This window comes from Streptococcus sp. 20925_1_22 (genome assembly GCF_041431685.1).
GTDB lineage: Bacteria > Bacillota > Bacilli > Lactobacillales > Streptococcaceae > Streptococcus.
Genome location: NZ_JAPVYE010000001.1, coordinates 225,734 through 245,710, shown reverse-complemented (window position 1 = coordinate 245,710; position 19,977 = coordinate 225,734). Strand labels below are relative to the sequence as shown.

15 protein-coding genes and 1 pseudogene are annotated in these 19,977 nt (G+C 40.7%); 1 reads left to right on the top strand and 15 read right to left on the bottom strand.

Annotation, left to right across the window (positions count from 1 at the left end; genetic code table 11):
- Positions 1-5: 5 nt before the first annotated feature.
- The 15 genes from O3621_RS01260 to ftsW form a co-directional block, all read right to left on the bottom strand.
- Positions 6-941, bottom strand: a complete 936-nt coding sequence (locus O3621_RS01260) for a glycosyltransferase family 2 protein (RefSeq protein ID WP_125347571.1) — start codon at positions 939-941, stop codon at positions 6-8.
- Positions 938-2,086, bottom strand: a complete 1,149-nt coding sequence (gene cps2T / locus O3621_RS01255) for a beta 1-4 rhamnosyltransferase Cps2T (protein WP_314450020.1) — start codon at positions 2,084-2,086, stop codon at positions 938-940. Before cps2T ends, O3621_RS01260 begins: the two co-directional genes overlap by 4 nt.
- A 113-nt stretch (positions 2,087-2,199) precedes the next feature.
- Positions 2,200-3,447 carry a glycosyltransferase family 4 protein gene (locus O3621_RS01250; protein ID WP_314450017.1) on the bottom strand — a complete coding sequence of 416 codons (1,248 nt, stop codon included), beginning with the start codon at positions 3,445-3,447 and terminating at the stop codon, positions 2,200-2,202.
- Positions 3,448-3,450: 3 nt separating this feature from the next.
- Positions 3,451-4,758 carry a DUF2142 domain-containing protein gene (locus O3621_RS01245; protein ID WP_314450015.1) on the bottom strand — a complete coding sequence of 436 codons (1,308 nt, stop codon included), beginning with the start codon at positions 4,756-4,758 and terminating at the stop codon, positions 3,451-3,453.
- On the bottom strand, positions 4,745-7,726 hold the full coding sequence (locus O3621_RS01240; RefSeq protein ID WP_371513339.1) for a rhamnan synthesis F family protein: 2,982 nt from the start codon (positions 7,724-7,726) through the stop codon (positions 4,745-4,747). The genes O3621_RS01245 and O3621_RS01240 overlap by 14 nt, the downstream gene beginning before the upstream one ends.
- A gap of 24 nt (positions 7,727-7,750) precedes the next feature.
- Positions 7,751-8,530, bottom strand: a complete 780-nt coding sequence (locus O3621_RS01235; RefSeq protein ID WP_314450011.1) for a glycosyltransferase family 2 protein — start codon at positions 8,528-8,530, stop codon at positions 7,751-7,753.
- Positions 8,520-8,879, bottom strand: a complete 360-nt coding sequence (locus O3621_RS01230; protein WP_002912850.1) for a DUF2304 domain-containing protein — start codon at positions 8,877-8,879, stop codon at positions 8,520-8,522. The genes O3621_RS01235 and O3621_RS01230 overlap by 11 nt, the downstream gene beginning before the upstream one ends.
- The gene (locus tag O3621_RS01225) at positions 8,879-9,595 is read right to left on the bottom strand and encodes a glycosyltransferase family 2 protein (RefSeq protein WP_371513336.1); all 717 of its coding nucleotides are present in this window, start codon (positions 9,593-9,595) and stop codon (positions 8,879-8,881) included. The genes O3621_RS01230 and O3621_RS01225 overlap by 1 nt, the downstream gene beginning before the upstream one ends.
- 36 nt (positions 9,596-9,631) lie before the next feature.
- Positions 9,632-10,624, bottom strand: a complete 993-nt coding sequence (locus O3621_RS01220; protein ID WP_061589137.1) for a glycosyltransferase family 8 protein — start codon at positions 10,622-10,624, stop codon at positions 9,632-9,634.
- A 6-nt stretch (positions 10,625-10,630) separates the two neighbouring features.
- Positions 10,631-11,959 carry a lipopolysaccharide biosynthesis protein gene (locus O3621_RS01215; RefSeq protein WP_314450007.1) on the bottom strand — a complete coding sequence of 443 codons (1,329 nt, stop codon included), beginning with the start codon at positions 11,957-11,959 and terminating at the stop codon, positions 10,631-10,633.
- A 333-nt stretch (positions 11,960-12,292) separates the two neighbouring features.
- Positions 12,293-13,489 carry an elongation factor Tu gene (gene tuf / locus O3621_RS01210; RefSeq protein ID WP_002912857.1) on the bottom strand — a complete coding sequence of 399 codons (1,197 nt, stop codon included), beginning with the start codon at positions 13,487-13,489 and terminating at the stop codon, positions 12,293-12,295.
- Positions 13,490-13,611: 122 nt separating this feature from the next.
- Entirely contained in the window at positions 13,612-14,592 is a 981-nt protein-coding gene (locus O3621_RS01205; RefSeq protein WP_371513333.1) for an anti sigma factor C-terminal domain-containing protein, read from the bottom strand.
- Positions 14,579-15,049, bottom strand: coding sequence for an RNA polymerase sigma factor (locus tag O3621_RS01200; protein WP_125434364.1), 471 nt, complete (start codon positions 15,047-15,049; stop codon positions 14,579-14,581). Before O3621_RS01200 ends, O3621_RS01205 begins: the two co-directional genes overlap by 14 nt.
- Positions 15,050-15,171: 122 nt before the next feature.
- Complete coding sequence (gene ppc, locus O3621_RS01195) at positions 15,172-18,018, bottom strand: phosphoenolpyruvate carboxylase (RefSeq protein ID WP_371513330.1); 2,847 nt, start codon at positions 18,016-18,018, stop codon at positions 15,172-15,174.
- Positions 18,019-18,064: 46 nt separating this feature from the next.
- Positions 18,065-19,297: a cell division peptidoglycan polymerase FtsW gene (ftsW, locus tag O3621_RS01190; protein WP_002930988.1), complete on the bottom strand. Its 1,233-nt coding sequence runs from the start codon at positions 19,295-19,297 to the stop codon at positions 18,065-18,067.
- Positions 19,298-19,451: 154 nt separating this feature from the next.
- Between ftsW and O3621_RS01185 the strand changes: the two are divergent.
- Positions 19,452-19,928 (top strand): annotated as a pseudogene (locus tag O3621_RS01185) (glutathione peroxidase).
- The last annotated feature ends 49 nt before the right edge of the window (positions 19,929-19,977 follow it).

The window sequence follows — 19,977 nt, the reverse complement described above, 5'->3', positions numbered from 1 at the left end:
GAATATTACTCCTTATAAGCAAACTTTGTGAGAATGAGGCTTGTAAAAACAAGGGTATGGAAAGTGCGGTTTTTACGGTAGCCATACTGGCGAATCCTGCGCCAGCGCTCCTTGGTAGAAACCTCCATAATGGTCACAAAGTTCTCAATTAACTCTCTATTTTCAGCAGTCAGCGGCAGGACCAGCAAATTTCTAGCCTGGGTCTGACTGTCTTTTATCAATTTCCAATATTTGGTAAAAAGAACATGGGGACGCACCCAGTTTTTTACTCGTTTTCTGAGCGTTCGAGCTCCCAGCACATTATTCGAATGCTGACGATAGAGCTCACCCGGCTTGTCAATATAGACTAGATTGCCAAAAGCCGCAGCCAGCAAGCCCAAATACCAGTCGTGCATGAGCAGTTCATGTTCTTCTTTCCCAGTCCAAAGTTGGGCCAAGGCGCGATTAATCATAGAAACGCCACCCGTCACCGTATTCTCCGTCAACTCTTGGACTAGTTCTGTATTAGCGTGATCTGACTGAGTGCGAATCATACTTTCATGAACAACCTGTAGCTCTTGATCCACGACCTTCAAGTCAGTATACACCAGCAAGGGCTGACTGCTATCATACTTGTCTGCCTCAGCCAATTGCATGGCAATCTTGTCTGGTAGCCAAACATCATCTTGGTCGCTAAAGAGATAGAAATCCGAATCTTGGTATTGAAGCAGGCTATGAAAACTCTGAATGACACCTAGATTTTGTGGATTTTCCCGATTGATAAAGGCAATGCGGTCATCCTTGCAGCAAAAGTCTTCGATGACAGCCCGCGTCCCATCCGTAGAGCCATCATCACGAATCAGCAGCTGCCAGTCCCTATATGTCTGCTCTTGAATACTCTTAATCTGCTCGGCCAGAAACTGCTCCCCATTATAGGTGGACAGAAGAATGGTCACTTTCATGATAAAAATAAATCCTCGTATTCACCCACAATTTTTTCCCAGGTGTAGTTTTCTTTCATATTTTCTTTAGCGGCTTGACCTAGCTCCGTAAAATCTGTTTGAGTATCTACTCGGTCAATCAGCTGGCCCAGCTGGCCAGGTTCTTTTTGCCAGTACAGAGCCGTTTCTTTTGCTACCTTACGGTTAAAGTCCACATCCAGCACCAGATTGGCATCTGTCTGAGCCAGTGCTTCCAAGAGTCCCGGATTAGTCCCGCCAACCTCATGGCCATGTATGTATGCAAAAGCATGATTACGGATATATTTGAGCAGATTCTGGTCATAAACCGTCCCGACAAACTTAATGCGAGAATCACGGTCAAAGCCTGTTTTCTGCTTGAGCTCTTCAAAATAGGGATTGCCCTCATGATTGCAGATAATCAGCAAGTCACGTTGGGTTTTGGATTTCATGAATTCTTGAATGATGGTTTCATAGTTGTTTTCCGGAACGAAGCGTCCGACAATGAGGTAATAGTCTTTTTCCTTACTGGCCCACTTTTCAAAGAAGACCCTGACCTTGCCTTCGTTTTCCGTCAGATTAGACAGATAAACGTCTGTTCCATAAGCGATACAGGTCGTTTTAGACCAAGGATAAGCTTTTTGAATATAGCTTTCGATGCCTTGATTGTCCGCTATAACCAAGTCTGCATGCTTGGTCATGACCTTCTCAGAATACTTGAGATAGGCTTGAACTGGCTTAGACCACTTGGCCCGCTTCCACTCCAACCCGTCAGGATTGATAAAGAATTTACCACCTGCCTGATGGATACGACGAGCAAAGGGAAGGATAAAAGCACCAATCGTATTTCCAAGAATGTAAAAAATTGGCTGCTCAATCTGCTCTTTCTTAGCAAACTTGAGGGCATAGGAGACAGCCATCATGTCATAGGCAATTACGCGGGCCGGACCAAGCTTGGGTGGCTTGACTGTAAAACAGTCTACCCCCTTGTAGTCAAAATGATGAAAAGCTTCATCATCTGATAAGCAAGCCACATGATACTGGATTTGAGAAGAGATTTGATGCTCTGTCAATTTTTCGACAAAGGTTTCAAATCCTCCATATTTGGCAGGAAGTCCCCGACTCCCAATGATGAAGACATGTTTCATGATTTCCCTCAATTCAAGATTTTACAATCCATTCTATTATACCACTTTCTAGTGTGTTTGTATAATACAAAAAGGACAGGTAGAGCCGCGGCCACACTTGTCCTTTTCTTTCTTTAACCTCTTCTACCAGAAAGCAGCTTATTTTTCACTTTGCGTAAGAAAGAGCTAGCTGGTTGAGAAGGTAAATTTGTATCCAATAAGCATTTGACATGGCGCAAGGAGTTAGCCTGGTACATTTCAGTGTTTTCAATCTTATCCAATAAGGTTTGGTAAACACTCTGAACTGTGTAGCGCTCTTGAATCTTGCCAAGATTAGCCACCGACTGGTCTTTTAATCCCTCAAAATTTGCCAAGGCAATGTTTATCTTATCAGCCAACTCCTCAATATTGCCAGATGAATACAGCTGACCTTCTTCAAAGATTTCATAGGCGGATAGATGACCAGGATTGTCCGACAAAATGGTCGGAAGGGCATTCATAATCGCTTCAATATAGACTAAGCCAAAGGTTTCCATCGCAGACGGAAATACCGCAAGATCTGCTTCCGTCACCTCTGCCCAAGGATTGTCCTTGTGTCCCAAGAAGCTAATATTTTTGACCTGATGTTCGGAGATATAGGTCTCGCATCTTTTCTTGTACTCCTCATCCCAGGCACCGATAAAAACCAAGGCCGGTTTTGGCTGAGATAGCTGGTCATAGGCTTTTATCAATTCTAATTGATTTTTTCGCTCTGTCAAGCGTCCGACTGACACGATACGCCTTTCGGCCCAGTCTTTTTCTCCTGTATCAGTAGGATGAATTTTCGTAAAAGGGGCAAAAGACAAGACTTTTCTGTCTGGCAGCAGCTCCTGTAACTGTCTCTGCAAGGCACCTCTAACTGCAAATATTTCCTGCGAATAATCACTGATAAAATCTAGATTTTCCTTATAGTAGCCAAACTCTCCGTCAGGAAATTCATGAATCAGCCAGAAATGCGGAACATCCTCGCAGGCCGCTGCCACTGCTCCTTGAAACATATTGACCGTATTGGTAATAACCAAATCAATCTTTCGCTCCGTTAGTGTCTTTCTAAGCGCCGAGGTATTTTCTTGATAAGACCGAGCTCTAGACTCAGGACTACCTGGCAGGCCACCAGGCGCGTCCTCCCACCACCATTTAACTGACGGCAAGGCTATAGTCTCAATACCCAAGGCTGCCAAGCTGGATATATAGTCCTGCTGAACGGCTACATGATAATCTGGAATCGCATTGATAACCTGGTGGCCTGTCTGGACCAAGTATTCCATCAAATTGACAATAGAGATTTCAGCTCCATTATCCAGCGTTCCAGTTGGCGAAATGAATAATATCTTTTTTTTCATAGCTTATCCTAATACATTCCAATAAAAGGGCACCATCAAGTAAAGGGAGACCAAGAAGTTAGCTAACAGAGTCCCAACCATCATTCGATTCACCACCCTGTCTTTAATGTCCAAGGTTCCTAGATTAGCAACAGTTGGTAGCAGTAAGATCAGGAAGGGTGTAAAATAACGTCCCTGAGCACCAACAGATATCATGGCACCTTTACCTAGGACGATTGGCGTCCACTGCAGATACATAATCGACACAACAGCAATCACTTGAACCAGAAACAGATAACGCGACATGACTGTGTAACCCTTGGTCATAAAATCTTTCTGCGACTGCAAAAAGATAATCGCCAAGACTGCCACATCAATAAAAATCAGCCAAAGCGGCAGCTGGATAGTAAAATTCCCCAAAAAGCCAAACATACCGATTGTCAAAATCGTATTCAAGTCGCCATTAACACTTTGCTTAAAGAGCGTATTCAATAAGACTTGGCCATAGTGCAAGAGCCCACCCTGATTGCGAAAGGCCAGATGCAGGGCAAGAAAGAAAGCGGAAAAGCCAAGTACATAGAAGATAGGGCGATAGCGATCTATAAAAGCTTTGGTTGCAATAAAAGGCTTGTTCAGAACCGCAAGGAATCCTTCAAACTCAAAGTCAACAAAAGGCAGCAAGCCTAACAAAAGAACATTATTCGGTTTGGTGACAAAGAGGCCTATAGAAATCACCAAAAGCTCAAGTACATTTCTGTTGGTAAATTTCTTATGGTAGGCAATATTGGTCAAAAAGCCAACCGCCAGCATAATCTCCAGATAGCTCATCACATCGTAAGAGAGAGAAGCTGCCTGCTGGACCATAATAGGCAAAAGAGATAGGAAAAGCAGAGCTTTTTTGCCATATTTGAAGTATTTAATCAGCAGATAAACCCCTATGATATACGCCAAGGCATTGAAGAGCCGCCCCATCATCACGATGAAGCCTACCGACGGATAAAGCATGCTTCCCAAGGTCATACCTAGCAGCTGAGGCAGGAAAGAGATGGCCTTGAGATTAAAGCCAAAGGTAAACTCTTCTTGCGCCAGATCTATCTTCTCTGTGAACAGCTGCTTGTACTCTGCCAGCGAAACATTCGGAGTGGATGGGATTTTGTCCATCCATTTATATGTCCGACTGGTCGGTTTATGGAAGATTTCCCATGTCATACGAGCGTGATTGGTCTCATCAGGCACCCGATTAATCGGCTGTGCAATCATAAAAGTCAAGACAAAGACAGTTGCTAGCAGCAAGAAAATATTCTCAACTTTTACTTCTTTATTTCTTTTCAAAATAAGTCACCATTTCATCTTTTTTATCTAAACTGCAATTTTCTAATACAAAATCGTAGGCATTCTCTGCTAGTTCTCTGCGTAAATCCGCAGAAAGAATCAGGCTTTCCAGCTTTTCTTTCCATTCACTATCTTTAGCCAAAAGTCCCGTCTGACCGTCAATCATCATGTCCTCAAAGGATCCGATATGACTGGCAATCGTTGGCACTTTGACTAGAGCAGCTTCTATCCACTTGATTTCTGACTTGGCCCGATTAAAGACTGAGTCAACCAGAGGAGCCAGATTAATATCAACCTGACTAATCAGCTGAGGTAAGGCTTTCCAGTCCACATACTCATGGACGACAATACGCTGCGTATATTGTTTCATATCCTGCGGGATATCCAAGTGTCCTACAATATGAAGCTCCACGGATGGGTAGTTGTCCAGCACTTCTTTGATAGCCGGTTTGATGAGCTCAAAATTTTCATTGTGGCTAATAGATCCAGAGAAATAGCCGATTTTGATTCTGTCGTCTGCACTAAAGTCTTCCTTCAAAAACTGCGAGCTAACCGTAATCAATTCGCTGGACGCCAGATTACGATTCAGCAGGACTAAGCCCTTGTATTTGAGCAATTCCTCTTTTAGCTGATTCGTAGAGGTAATCGCCCCATCACAAGCCGCCAGCATTTTCCCGTAATTTTTCACCCCAGCATCGTAATTGCCCTTTTCCTTCTCAGACAAGCCTTGGGTATAGCTTAGCTGGTCCGTATAAAGGGGATCAAAGACCAAATCATCAATATCAAAATAGACTGGCTTATGCTCCTCCCGAGCCAAATCACACAAAAGCTGGAGCTGGACGGACCAAGGAGCGCGGTAGATAATGATGTGGCTGGCATACTGGGCCTGAGCCAGACTAAATTCAGACGCATTAACCACTTTCACAGCAAAGCCATTCTTTCTAAGCTGCTCTGCCTTATTGAGCACACGGTAGCGTGTACACTGCGGAATGATATTCTCTACACCGTCAATGATGAGGATATATTGATCACGAGGCACATCTTTGAATTTTTGAACGATGTTCTCAAGAATTTCTACTGGATAATCTGTCTTCTCCCGAACATAGTCCAATACATCAGGAACCTCTGACTCTCTTTCCAGAACCTGCCATAAAAACTGCTGATCATCATAATTCTTCAAAGAAGTATACTTAATCAGAGGACTGCCCGCCTTTAACATCCTTAATGGATGAATATACATAGCCGAATCCCGATTTTCGTGAACCAAGGCATCGTAGCGATAGCCCAAGTCAGCAAAGTACTTGGTAAAAGTCGTTTCATGCTTTCCAATCGCTTCTTCCCTTGAATCCGTGTCAGTCAGCACTTGCCAATAGTCGTAGAATTCTTCGGACTGAAGCAGCAAAGGCTCAATCACCAAAAAATAAGACTGTAGGTGATTGGGAATGTAGCCATAGCGGTTAAAACCAGTGATATCTTCCTGGGTCTCACCATAGGAAATTCCCCAAAAATCAAGATTTCTGCCAGCCATAGTTTGAAAGACAGCCGCCAAATCACTCATAGGGCCGATATTGGTATCATTGACGAGCATCAGCTGAGAGCAATGCTGCAACGTTTCCTTTCCTAAAGAAAGAATGCCTTCACGAAAAGCTGCCGTATCATAGCCACTATTATCCCGCACCAAGACTTGCCCATACTGCTCTAAAGTTTCTATGTCCTCTTCAACCAGTCCGCCGTTAACGACGATGAGAGTCTTATCAGCCAAAGCTGCTAACTTTTCTAAAAAGATAACCTTATACTGCTGCAAGCGTGGCTCGGATTCAAAAATGACATAGACTAAGACTTTTTCTCCGCTTGAAACTGAAGCTAAAGCTTTTTCCCTTTGAGAGTTCCGCAGCCATTGATAATAATAAACCTTAGGAGACTTAACTTGGCGTTTAAAACGAACCAGCTGTTGCTTAATCCGACTTAAAACAGCTTTGATACTGCGAGGATTCTTGATTATCTGAGCCAGACGTTTCAATGGCGTAATCATGCCATTCCCCAATCGATAGGAAATAGATCGGCGAATACGAAACTGCTCCTGAATAGCCTCATCACGCTGTTCTTTTATCGTTCTCAGTCTGGATTTCAAGGAGTCTAGATTTTTATGTAACTGCCTCTGCTCCTCCTGCAGTTCAAGAACATAGTCGTTCACTTTATCCATATGCTGAATCAACTCATCCAAACGACCTTCCAGTGTAAATATGTTCTTTCCCAGAGCTTGATATATTTCATCTGGTATCTGTTTTACATACTTACGCAGAATTTTCAGATACATTTCGTAATGATATCTCGTAGAATCCCGTTTAGAGATTGATTCCTTATCAAAGACCCGGTAATTCAGCTTCGTTTTTGCATCATAAACTGGTTTCGCACCTTGATTGATAATTAAATTTAAAAGAAAATCATAGTCTTCCAGTTTTTCACGATTCAGCGCTTCATCATAATAAATACCATCAGCAACCGAACGACGAATGAGGGAACAGTTGGAAATATAATTCTCCGTTAAGAAAGCTAGCTTGTCAAATGGTCGTGATTTAAGGTAAACTTCCTTTTTATCAGGGTCATACAAATCACCATAGACAATATCTGCCTCTTCTTGCACCATGCTTGTGTAGAAACTCTCAATATAGTCCGAATCCAGAAAATCGTCACTATCCACAAAAATAAAATAAGTGCCTTGAATTTGCTGCAAAGCCTTGTTTCTTGTCTTGACAACCCCCATATTTTCATGGCTTTCAAACCGCGTTGGAAAAGGGGAATCCACCAAGACAGCCTCTATGATTTCAGCTGAATGATCAGAGGAGCCATCATCCAATACCAGTAACTCAATATTTCGATAGGTCTGAGCAAAAATACTGCGCAAACACTGTTCAATGTAATCTTGATGGTTGTAACAAGTTACAACAACAGATATTAAATCTTTCATATACTTTCCTTGTAAATAACTCTATTAGTTTGAGTTAGCATCTTGACTCTTCATATATGCTTTATTTATTAGATTAGCAACCCACTTAGGCCAGAAAAGCTGATACATGAACAAGTCTTCTTTGGTTCGAGTATTATCTGAAATAGTCTTGGTTGTTTCCGACTCTCCATGAATCCGGTGGCACATAAGCTTCTCAGAAATATAAGCAAAGCGACCCTTATAGGCGCTAATCTTGTACCAAGCATACCAATCTAAACTCACGCGCATTTCCTCATCAAATCGAAAATCCCTTAATGCCTCTATGTTGTAAGTTACTGCCGGACAGGAAATGGGATTGCCAAAAGCTAGAACCCGATTTCTCCAAAAACGACTGGATGGCATCAGATTCAAGGTTTTAAGCATGAGAGTCTTTATTTTCAGATTGGTATTAGCCGGAATTTTGACTCCATTTTTCTCTTCAAAATAGTCTGTATAGGCAATTAGAATATCCTTCGACTGCTCTATTTTCTGTATCACAGCCTCCAGATAAGCAGGCTCATAATAGTCATCCTGGTGGGCAATGGTAGCATAAGCCGTCTCAACAAAAGAAAGGGCATTGTTCCAGTCCTTGCCGATACCACCGCCTTCTTTCGTATAAAAAGGAATACCGTATTTCTGGCACAACTGCTTGATTGAATCCAACGGTGTTGAGCTATAGCAGATAATTTTTGAAGGCAAGGTTTGAGCTTGCAAAGACAGGATACAAGCTTCTAAAAATTCACTTTCGCCATAGGCGCAAATCACCCAGGTATGGTTATTTTTCATCTTTTTCACTCTCTAACTTGGACATTCTTTGCTTCATGATGGACAGTTCTTGCACCAACTGCTTGATTTGCTCCTTTTGCTTGGAAATAGAAATAGTATGTAAAAAAACAATAACCAGTAGGAAAAAAATGGCCAAGGACATGACAAAGTTTGAGGTCAACTCAAAGCCTAACAATTTGGCAATCGAAACTGGAATCCAATCAAAAATAGAGATAACAATCAGTACAAAGCCAATAATAATCCACATAAAGGCTTGCTCAAATAAAATATTATTTTGATTGATATTCCGAAAGACAAAATACAGGAATAGAACTGAAGCCACTAGCATAACAATAGACAAAATGGACATTATTCACTCTCTTTCATAAAAGCAGCAATAAAGATCGAAGAGCAAACTTCAATCATATAGCGAATGGACTTAATAGGAGTAATCGAAGAGACTCCTCCTGCACGTTCAAACATATTGGCTGGTGCTTCCACCACTTTATATTTCCGCTTCAAGATATGGACGATTGATTCTGGCTCAGGATACTTGATAGGATAGCGTGCAGCGAATTGTCTAATAATGTCTCGATTGGCCAAACGATAACCTGATGTGGTATCCAGAATCCTTTTGCCTGTTGTTAATTTAATAAAAGCTGAAATAATGGTAATGCCAAAACGCCGCATAAAAGTCGTCTGAAATTCCGAAGACTTGTCACCGATAAAACGAGAACCAACAACCAAATCAGCCTGCTGACGACGAATAGGCTCCAGCAAAGCATCCAGCGACTCAATATCATGCTGACCGTCTCCATCAAACTGTACGGCCACATCATAATTCTTCTCAAGAGCATATTTATAGCCCGTCTGAACAGCTCCACCAATCCCTAAATTCATAACCAAATGAATAGCATTCAGATGATGGCTGTCCAAAATCTCCTTAGTTCTGTCAACTGACCCATCATTGATAACTACGTAGTCTAAGTCAAAATCAACTTTCTTCCGATATTCTACAATGCTCATAACCGTATTTAAAATACTTTCTTCCTCATTATAAGCAGGAATTATCATTAAAACTTTCATTAATTTAATCTATTCTTTCTATAACATGTCATCACATTATTTTTTGTTTTTCTGCAACTGTTTTTTCCTATATCTCATAAAGCTCGGGATTAGGGAATTGATAATCTTATATCTTAGCATTGGAAAAGGCTTCATAACAATATTAAAGATTCTAAAACAAACAAAATACAGCTGCCAACCTTCTTCCATTGGTGTATCCTTCCATGGGGTTTTGTGGAGATAATAGAGGTACTCCTTTTTAAACCTATGTGTATTCCCCTTCCGCCAAGGTCTCTCTTCACCAAGATAGTGAATAATTGTAGGTGCTTTCCGAAAATGATTAAAATCTTCCAATGATATAAACTTAGTTGGCTTACTTAATTCACTCAACGTTTTATAAGGATAGACATCATAAATATTAAAATAATTAAAGGAAATTGGCAAGGTAAAAATTTGCTCTTTCAATGCTCCATTTAAGGCATCTTGGTCTGGTGCGAATAGCTTTCCTTCGTGAAACTGATAAAATTCTATGACCTTTTTACCAATCTCTTCCCTACGCCATTTTTTTAGATCGATCAATAGGACACCCGAATTATGATAGGGGTACTCTTTCAAAGCTAGAAATTCCTTTCTTGACTTATCCACAGTTGGTTCGGGACACATACCTATTACCTTATCTCCTAAGTCGCTATAAAAAAGAGAACCTATATCTTCTAGAACTAGTGTATCTCCGTCGAGATATAAAATCCTATCAACTTCTTGTGGAAGAAGTTTATCTAAAAAAAGACGTGCCAAAATAATTGAAGACCAACCGTTTGTATCAAAATCAAAATCAATATAGTCTGCGATATTATTTATAGAAATAATACAAACTTTTCTATCGTAACTTTTAGCGAATCTTTTTAATTTGTCTTGATTCTCTTGGTTTATCCTCTCGCCAATTAAATATACTGTAATATTCTCTGCAGATTTATTATTCTCAAATATAGAACACATACAGGTTGCAACTTGAGGTACGAACGCATCATTTAATGTAAATAAGATATTCATAAAATTTTACTTCTTTCTTTTTTCCTGATTTTTAGCAATGCCATAAATAATCAGACTTGTTGCATAAAAGACGCACATGGAGATTAAAAAGGAATTAGCAGCTCCCAGCAATTTTTGATCGCGAATAAATGGTAAAGTAATAAATTTTGAAACAGCAAATGTCAATAAATAGGCTATCATCAGATAATGCTGTTTTCTAAAGATGGTCATAATGATATCAACCACTAGAGCAAAAACATTCAAAATACCACCTATAAGTAATATTGTGAAAGGAAGTTTATACTCCTGTAATTGGATACCATAGACAGCACTAAGAACTTCTGTACCAATCAGATAACCCAAAATAACAATAACGAGTCCTAAAACAGTCATTACTAGATTTAGAGTATTGACCTGTTTGAAAAATAGTGTAAATTTCTTTTCAGTCCAATAAATAGAAAGCTGTGTAGTCAACGGTCTCAGGACGAAGAATAAAAGGGATAAGACAAAGACAGGCATGAATAGAACATTAAAGTCTCTTTGAACCCCAGATGAAAAATAGCCATTTGTCAAAAGGTAATCAATATCAATTTTTGGTTCGTTATAGATATACGTTATCAAAAATCCATTTAAAAACAAGGGAAAACTATTTTTCAAAATAGAATACACATTTTTTCTGTCATCATGGAGTTTAGGCAAAAACTTTTCCTGAGAAAAATGTAATCTACAGTTTCTGAAATCTAGGGGGAAGGTCAGAATGAAATTCGCACAGCAAATAACAATACTAGCTGCCATCAATGATTTTGTAAGCAACAGGACTATTGCAAATATTAACATGCAAATCCAGCTCCTATAGAATTGCACCTTTCCGGCTAAGTCTGATCTATTTTTTTGCTGAAATAATCCTTGAAAAACATCTGAATACGCATCTATAGCCCGATAAAGAACAAGCAATAAAATAATACTAGATTTGTAAACATCATACCCTTGCCAGAGAGTATAGATAAACGATGTTAAAATCATCAAAAAGACAGTAAAAAGTCTCGTGTTATGATAAGAAGCAAATTGGTATCTTTCTTTTACATCCGTAGATTGCAAATTTCTAACCTGAAAATAACCTAAAACAAAGAACTGCTGACCAAGAGCGTAAGCAATACTAAAAATATCAGAATCTCTTGAATCTAGAAATCTAGAAGCTAGTAGAAGCAAGACGACTGATATCAATGAGGATGAGACTGTCCCCAGCATGTTCCATATGTAGTTATTTTTCAGTCCTTCTTTTGAGATTATTTTTTCTATTTCTTTATTACCGTCATTATTTTTAGCATAAGGTGATGATCCTGATTTTAAGGGCATTTTTCTTCTCCAAATGTATTCTATTTCTTATTATACTATACTTTCAGTGAAAAGTGAAAATCCTTCCTGAAAGAATCTCTGTTTTAAATGATACTTTCTTCCCCAACCTAACCAAAAGGACAAAACTTCTATCAAGCTTATATATACACTTCTTCCCTTCCCGTCTGCTAAATCATCTTCAAGTTACTTCTGTAAAATCGAGCTATCTACTCTGGAGATTACCGACTACTTTCTATTCTTCTTTTTTTAAAAAAAACAATTACAATACTAAAAAACCCCGTTCTCACGGGGTTTAGTGTCTGACTATAATTGTTATCTGGGAACGGAATCGAATTAAGCTTCGATTTCTGTAACCATACCTGAACCAACGGTACGTCCACCTTCACGGATAGAGAAAGTAGTACCTTGTTCAACGGCGATTGGGTGGATCAACTCAACGTCGATTGTTACGTTATCACCAGGCATTACCATTTCAGTACCTGCTGGAAGTTCGATTGAACCTGTAACGTCAGTTGTACGGAAGTAGAACTGTGGACGGTAGTTGTTGAAGAATGGAGTGTGACGTCCGCCTTCTTCTTTAGTAAGGATATAAACTTCACCCTTGAATTTAGTGTGTGGGTTGATTGAACCTGGTTTAGCGATAACTTGTCCACGTTCGATTTCATCACGTTGAATACCACGGAGAAGCACACCTACGTTGTCCCCTGCAAGACCTTCGTCAAGCTGTTTACGGAACATTTCAACACCAGTAACAACTGCTTTTTGGATTTCTTCTTTGATACCAACGATTTCGATTTCGTCATTGACTTTAACGATACCACGGTCAATACGTCCTGAAGCAACTGTACCACGACCAGTGATTGAGAATACATCTTCAACTGGAAGAAGCAATGGCTTGTCAGTATCGCGTTCTGGTTCTGGAATGTACTCATCAACAGTGTCCATCAATTCCATGATGATGTCTTCAAATTTAGAGTCACCTTCAAGAGCTTTAAGAGCTGAACCTTGGATAACTGGAAGATCGTCACCTGGGAAGTCGTATTCTGACAAGAGGTCACGGATTTCCATTTCAACCAATTCAAGCAATTCTTCATCATCAACCAAGTCAACTTTGTTCATGAAGACGATCAAGTGCTTAACACCAACCTGACGTGAAAGCAAGATGTGCTCACGAGTTTGTGGCATTGGTCCGTCAGTTGAAGCTACTACAAGGATAGCTCCGTCCATTTGAGCGGCACCAGTGATCATGTTTTTAACGTAGTCCGCGTGTCCTGGAGCGTCGATGTGAGCGTAGTGACGCTTAGCAGTTTCATACTCAACGTGCGCAGTGTTGATGGTGATTCCGCGTTCGCGTTCTTCTGGAGCAGCATCGATAGACGCATAGTCTTTAGGTTGGTTAACTGCTGAAGGCAAGCGACGTGCCAATACAGTTGTGATAGCTGCAGTCAAAGTAGTTTTACCGTGGTCAACGTGTCCAATGGTACCAATGTTAACGTGTGGTTTACTACGATCGTATTTTTCTTTTGCCATTTGAGTAAAAGCCTCCAATAAAATATATTTTATAGATAGACAGTAGGCAATACAGTCTAACTTTCCTTACTATTTTATCAAATTTAAATGAAAATGCAAGTCTTTTAGCATTTTTTTGTGAATTAATCCTTGTCTAATTTGTAGTAAGGTTGATTTTGAATTGAGGCTCCAATACTGGAAGCATAATTCCATTCTTTCCCCTCTAGTTGAGCAAAATTTTCAGATTTTCCGGTAAGAATGACACCTGAAAAAGTCAATTGATCTCGATTCTTTTCCTCGCGAATATCTAGCTGGCTGAATTTCTTGAGATAGGTTTCAATGTCATTGTACATATTGTAATTGTTAACAGTTGGGAAAAAGGTTTTATCAACTTCTTTTAGATAGTCCAAGAAGGTCTTCTGTCCCTCTTTACTGCTAGTTGTTGGATCCATAGCTAATAATTCAGCACCAGCTCCATAGGTCGTCTTAGGATCAGAACTCAGTACCATGCCATTTTCACCGTCCTTCGATTGACTACCAATCCAATACCAATTAATCTTGAGATTATTCGGTATCATCTGCTGGATTTCCTTATAGGTATAGGGTCTATCAAAGGTCACGGCTACTTCAACCAATTGATCAGGCATTTCTTTGACAGAAGCCAACTCCTTAGGTATGGAATTACTATCCTTTGTTACTTTGGCATTAACATTGTAAAAAACCGGATATTTCTGGCGAAGTTCTCGCGTATAGGTCCCTGATTTAGTGTAATAAGTCCCTTCCGAAGTCGGATTTTTATAAGAGCCTGTTAGTGAATAGTTACCCTCATAAGCTGGATAAACCACTCTCACTCCATTCAAGTCTTTAAAACGATCGGAACGTAAGGTTCCTGAGAAATAAGAAGTTTGTGTGTAATAAAGACTATCATAGTCAACATTAGGGTAGGCGATTTCGGACATAATTTCGTACTGTTTCTGCAAGTTTTGTCCATTCTTGGAGGCTAATTCTATTAGTCCCTTTCCTAAGAGACCTAAAATCACTAAAGAAACAAAGGTGCTAATAGCTACTGTCTTCCAGAGTCTTTTTCTTCTGCTTTTCTTTGCAAGAATTTCAAATGTTTCCATTTAGGTATCCTTTCTTTTCCAGTTTCTTTCGGAGTTTAGCACGACAGCGCATCAACTGAATCTTGACCTTACTTACTGAGTAAGACATGATTCGGGCAATCTCCTTGACTGTAAAACCCTGAAAATAATAGAGTTCTAAAAGTGTAACTTCCTTAGACGGAAGTTCCTCTATTGCACTTCGTAGCAGCTCATAATCTTTATTTTCAAAGGGAATAACTGAGTGATTTTTAAAAAATTCCTTTTTTAAAATCTGCAAATATCGCTTATCTCTCCTATATCTGTCTATGTAGCGCCGGATAGAGACCCGATACATCCAAGCTCGCATCTTCTCTGCCGGGATAATAATTTCTGTTTCCAACATCTTAACAAAAACATCTTGAACCACGTCTTCTGCTTCTACTTTAGACGCGCCTGATTTCTGCAGATAGGAGATAATCTCACGAGCAAAACCTATCAAGATTGTTTCATATTCATCCAGTCTAATAAGCTCACCCCCCCTCCTCAATAATATAACGAATTAAGAAGCCTTTTGGTTACAAAAATAGAAAAAACCGGAACAATTCCGATTTTCTCTTTGTATCAGCCAGAATTCCGAAGTCCTGTAGCAATTCCGTTGATGGTGATGTGAATCAGCTTTTCTTGATCTGGTGTAAGCTGACCGTTGCGCTGACGCTTGATTAGTTCTAGCTGGATATAGTTCAAAACATTAAAGTAAGGCATACGATAGTGCAAGCTATCCCTCAGATAGGTATTTTCTGCAAGGAGCTCATCGTGCCCTTCAATCTCTAGAATGACATCCTTAGTCAGCTGCCACTCATCCAAGATAATATTGAAAATATCTCGCACATTCTGATCTTCACAAAGCTGCGCGTACTCAAAAGCGATATTCATATTTGACTTAGACAGAACCATGTCTACATTTGATAAGAGCGACTTGAAGAACGGCCATCTCTTATACATAAATTGCAGGAAGGCTAGATTGTTTTCTGGGTCTTCATCAATGAATTCCTTGAAACTTGATCCGACACCATACCAGCCTGGGAACATAACTCGACTTTGAGACCATGAAAAGACCCATGGAATAGCTCTGAGACCGCCGATTTCAGTGATGGTTTTACGGGCAGCAGGACGAGAACCGATATTAAAGCTAGAGATAGCCTTGATCGGACTGGATTCGAAGAAGTAATCGTAAAAACGCTCGTCGCCAAAGACCAAATCACGGTAAATCTGATAACTGCGATTGACTACTTGGTCCATGATCCGCTCATATTTATCAGAAGTATGGCTATCGCTCTTCTTATGAGTTACCATGCGGTTAATGGCAGCAGACACTAGCATTTCCAAGTTATAGTAGGCTGCGTCTTTGTTTCCATATTTATTACCAATGACTTCCCCTTGCTCAGTCAGACGAATTCGGTCATTGATACTGCGGAGTGGCTGAGAAGTGATGGCTTCATAAGTTGGACCACCACCACGTCCTACTGTACCTCCCCGGCCATGGAAGAAGGTGATTTTCACGCCAAACTTATCACCGATGGCTGTCAGCTGCTGCTGAGCCTTGTAGAGAGTCCAACAAGAAGACAGGTAGCCACCGTCCTTATTACTGTCTGAATAGCCCAGCATGATTTCCTGATAATTATCCTTAGAGGCAATCCACTTCTGAGCAATTGGCAGAGACAGGTATTTCTCCATGGTATCACAGGAATTGTCCAAATCCTCAATGGTTTCAAAGAGCGGAACAATTTGGACACGAGCACCATTTTCATCAATCAGCCCCACTTCTTTAAGCATAATAGCTAACTCAAGTAGATCTGATACACTGGTCGAGTGAGAGATAATATTCTGCTTAATGACTTCCTCACCGATGGCATCTTTTAGCTGACGGGCTGTTTTGAAAATCTCCAGTTCTTTTTGCAGGAGTTCGGATTTAGACTCATGAGTAGCTGACAGGATACGAGGATCTTCAAGCAGCTGTTTAAGGAGGACCTGGCATTTTTCTTCTTCCGACAGGCTACTATAATCCTGAACAATATTAGCCGAAGCCAAGAGCTCAGCCACACAGGCTTCATGAACACTGGAATCCTGCCGCATATCAATACTGGCCAAGAAGAAGCCAAAAACATCAACCGCTTGGAGAAGCTCAGTCAAGTCGCCACTTACCAAGGCTTCTCCATGATGTTCGATAAGAGAATCATAAATGACCTGCAAGTCTTTTTTAAATTCCTGAGCTGTTTTGTAAGAAGGTGTCTCCTCTTTCTTCAGCTCAGTCAAGGTCTCGCTGATACGAGACTGGATATAATTAGGGATGATTTCTCTTCCTTTATTGCTGACAGAAAGGTTGGCTTTCGCAGACAATTTTCCCTCAGCTCGGTCAGTCAATCGCTGACCGTCATTTGAGAAATTACCTTCTTTAAGGTAAAGCAAGGTTTGAATCAGCTTGGACTGGATATAGTGGAAAGCACGGCGGTAAGGCTCATTTTCCCGATAAACAGACTTGTCTGTAGACAGAGCTGCCATTTCTGCTACTGCCTGACTGGTTGCTGAGAGGTTGGTCGAGAGTGAGAAGGTGCGATAGAGTGTATAAACCTTGTCAATGTAATAGTTGAGGATGACTTCACTCTGGAGGGTGGCTGATAGTTTAAGGGTTTCTGCTGTTACAAAAGGATTGCCATCCCGGTCGCCGCCGATCCACATTCCCATGGTAATAGGCTTAGGATTATCCAGCTTGATGCCCCGCTCTTCTGCCAAGCGTCTGTATTCGACCATAAAGTTGGTGATCGCTTGCAGGAAAGAGCTGTTATAGTACTCCATGACATTGGTAATCTCATTGGTCACTTTCAGCTTCTTCTCACGGATCATATCTGTCTGCATCATAAGCTCAATATAGCGGCGGAGATTTCCTAGCCACTTCTTCTCATTTACCAGGCCTGCTTTAACATCACGATGCTGACGCAGCAAACTATGAATATGATTGGTTAAGTCCAGAACGGTCTTACGCTGAACCTGAGTTGGGTGAGCTGTCAGTACTGGAACAACATTCAGGTTTTCCAGAATTTCCTGAGCATTTTCCCGCGTTGAAATCAGGTCAATGGTTGTTGACAGCTTTCCAAGATAATCCTGATTGATATTGTTTTGATGGTTGATTTCATAAGCTAGGTCCACGTCTTCTGAGATATTAATCAAAAGCGGCAAAATAGAGAAATAACGGGAAATATACACCATTTCATCTGTCGACAGTTCTTCTACAATCGCTTTTAGCTCATGATATTTGGAATTAACAGCCAACTCCTCCATGAGGGAGATTTTTTCAAAGGTCTCAGGGCCGAGAAGATTCCGAGTAATATCGGCAAGTAAGTCTGTCAAAATGGCGACTTCTTCTCGAATCACTTCTTTATTGCTGTAGCTTTCTAATTTGTTAAATGACATAATCTGCACCTTTCATTTTTGCAACAACTGTTCACACGAACTGCGATTAAGCTTCCTCAGACCGGCCTTGCGCCTCCGCTTCCATCTGCTCATACAGGGCATCACGGCGCTCGTTGGCATCAATATTGAGTACCAAGGCGATGGCTACTGACAAGACCAGAAGACTGTTCCCTCCTTGCGATAGGAAGGGGAAAGTTACTCCTGTAGAAGGAATGAGACCTGAGATACCACCGATATTGATGAAGGTCTGCATGAGTATCATACCGCCAATTCCCAAAGCCATCATGGAGTTAAATGGATTCTTTGCCCGAATCCCTACCAAGATAATTCTCAAAATCAGGAAAAAGAGTAAGGCTAAAATCAAACTGGCACCAAAGAAACCAAACTCTTCTATCACAATAGAAAATACAAAGTCCGTATGAGCTTCCGGCAGATATCCGCGCTTTTCAATAGAGTTACCCAAGCCCAGACCAAACCAGCCGCCATTACTCATAGCATAGTAGGAATTAGCCAATTGGTGGCCTGAGCCAGACAGATCCTTGAAGGGATTGAAGAAAGCACTAAAACGCTTGGCCACATATCCAAAGACTGGAATCTTGGCCACGCGCTCAACCCCAATCAACCAAATGCTCGCCAGAACTAAACCGGAAACACTAACAATGGCTCCCAGCATCGTAGAAAACCATCGGTAGCCAATCCCGCTGACAGCTATCATTATCACGACAGTCAAAAATAGAATAGTTGCATTTCCAAGGTCTGGCATAATAGCTACAATCCCAATCAGAATAGCCACCATAGTCCGCCAGTCGTTAAAGGCTTTAGGAAACCAATGGTTGTGAGTCAGGGCTTGATAGTCATAGACCTTTATCTCCTCCTGCCTCTTTGTGAAGCGAAAAGCTAGATACCAGACCAGAATAATCTTCAAATACTCAGCAGGCTGAATACTGAAAGCTCCAAGCTTCAGCCAACCATGAGCTCCGTTTATAGTCCCCGTTATAAAACGAGATAAGAGTAAGAGGATAATCTCAGCAAAGATAACTATAGTCAGGATACTTCCTTTTTTTAAGAAACCCAAGCGGATTCTATATAGGAGCGCAATTATAAAGAGACTTATTATCCAAAAAATCCCCTGATTCATGACCATTCCAAAACCATTTCCTCCGGCCTGAATCGAGGTAGGACTCGTCGTTGAATAGACCACAATCAATCCCAAAACAGATAAAATCAAATAGGGAATCAAGATGGAATAATTCAACAAGTGTTTCTTGTCAATTTTCATATTTCACCATTAAACTTCTAAAAATTCAATTCTCATTATATCACCTTTTGGATTGAAAAAAAAGCATTAGTGCAGAGACTGGAACAATATGACCTTGCTTTCTCTCTTTTACATCAAATTGTGATAAGATAGGAAGCAAACAAAGGGGGAGAACATGACAGACATTTATGATATCGAAATCCAAAAACAAGACGGAAGTTCGCAAAAAATGAGTGATTATAAATGAAAGATTCTGCTGATTGTCAATACAGCGACCGACTGCGACTTCACTCCTCAGTATCAAGAACTGCAGGAACTCTATGAGCGCTATCAGAAAGATGGATTTGAAATCCTGGATTTCCCTTGCAATCAGTTTGGCCAGCAGGCTCCTGGAGACGCTGCAGAAATCAACAGCTTTTGCAGTTTTAACTACGGAACGACCTTTCCTCGATTTGCTAAGATCGATGTCAACGGTCCTCATACCGCTCCTCTCTTTGACTGGCTCAAAAAAGAAAAAAGCGGTCTTCTGGGTGAGAAGATCAAGTGGAATTTCACAAAGTTTCTGGTTAGCCGAGAAGGAACAGTCATCAAACGCTTCTCTCCACAAACCTCTCCCCAAAAGATAGGAGAGCTCATTCAAAAGCTATTATAAAGGTAAGAAAAAGCAAAACGATTTAGCCAACGGCAACTTATCTTCCACA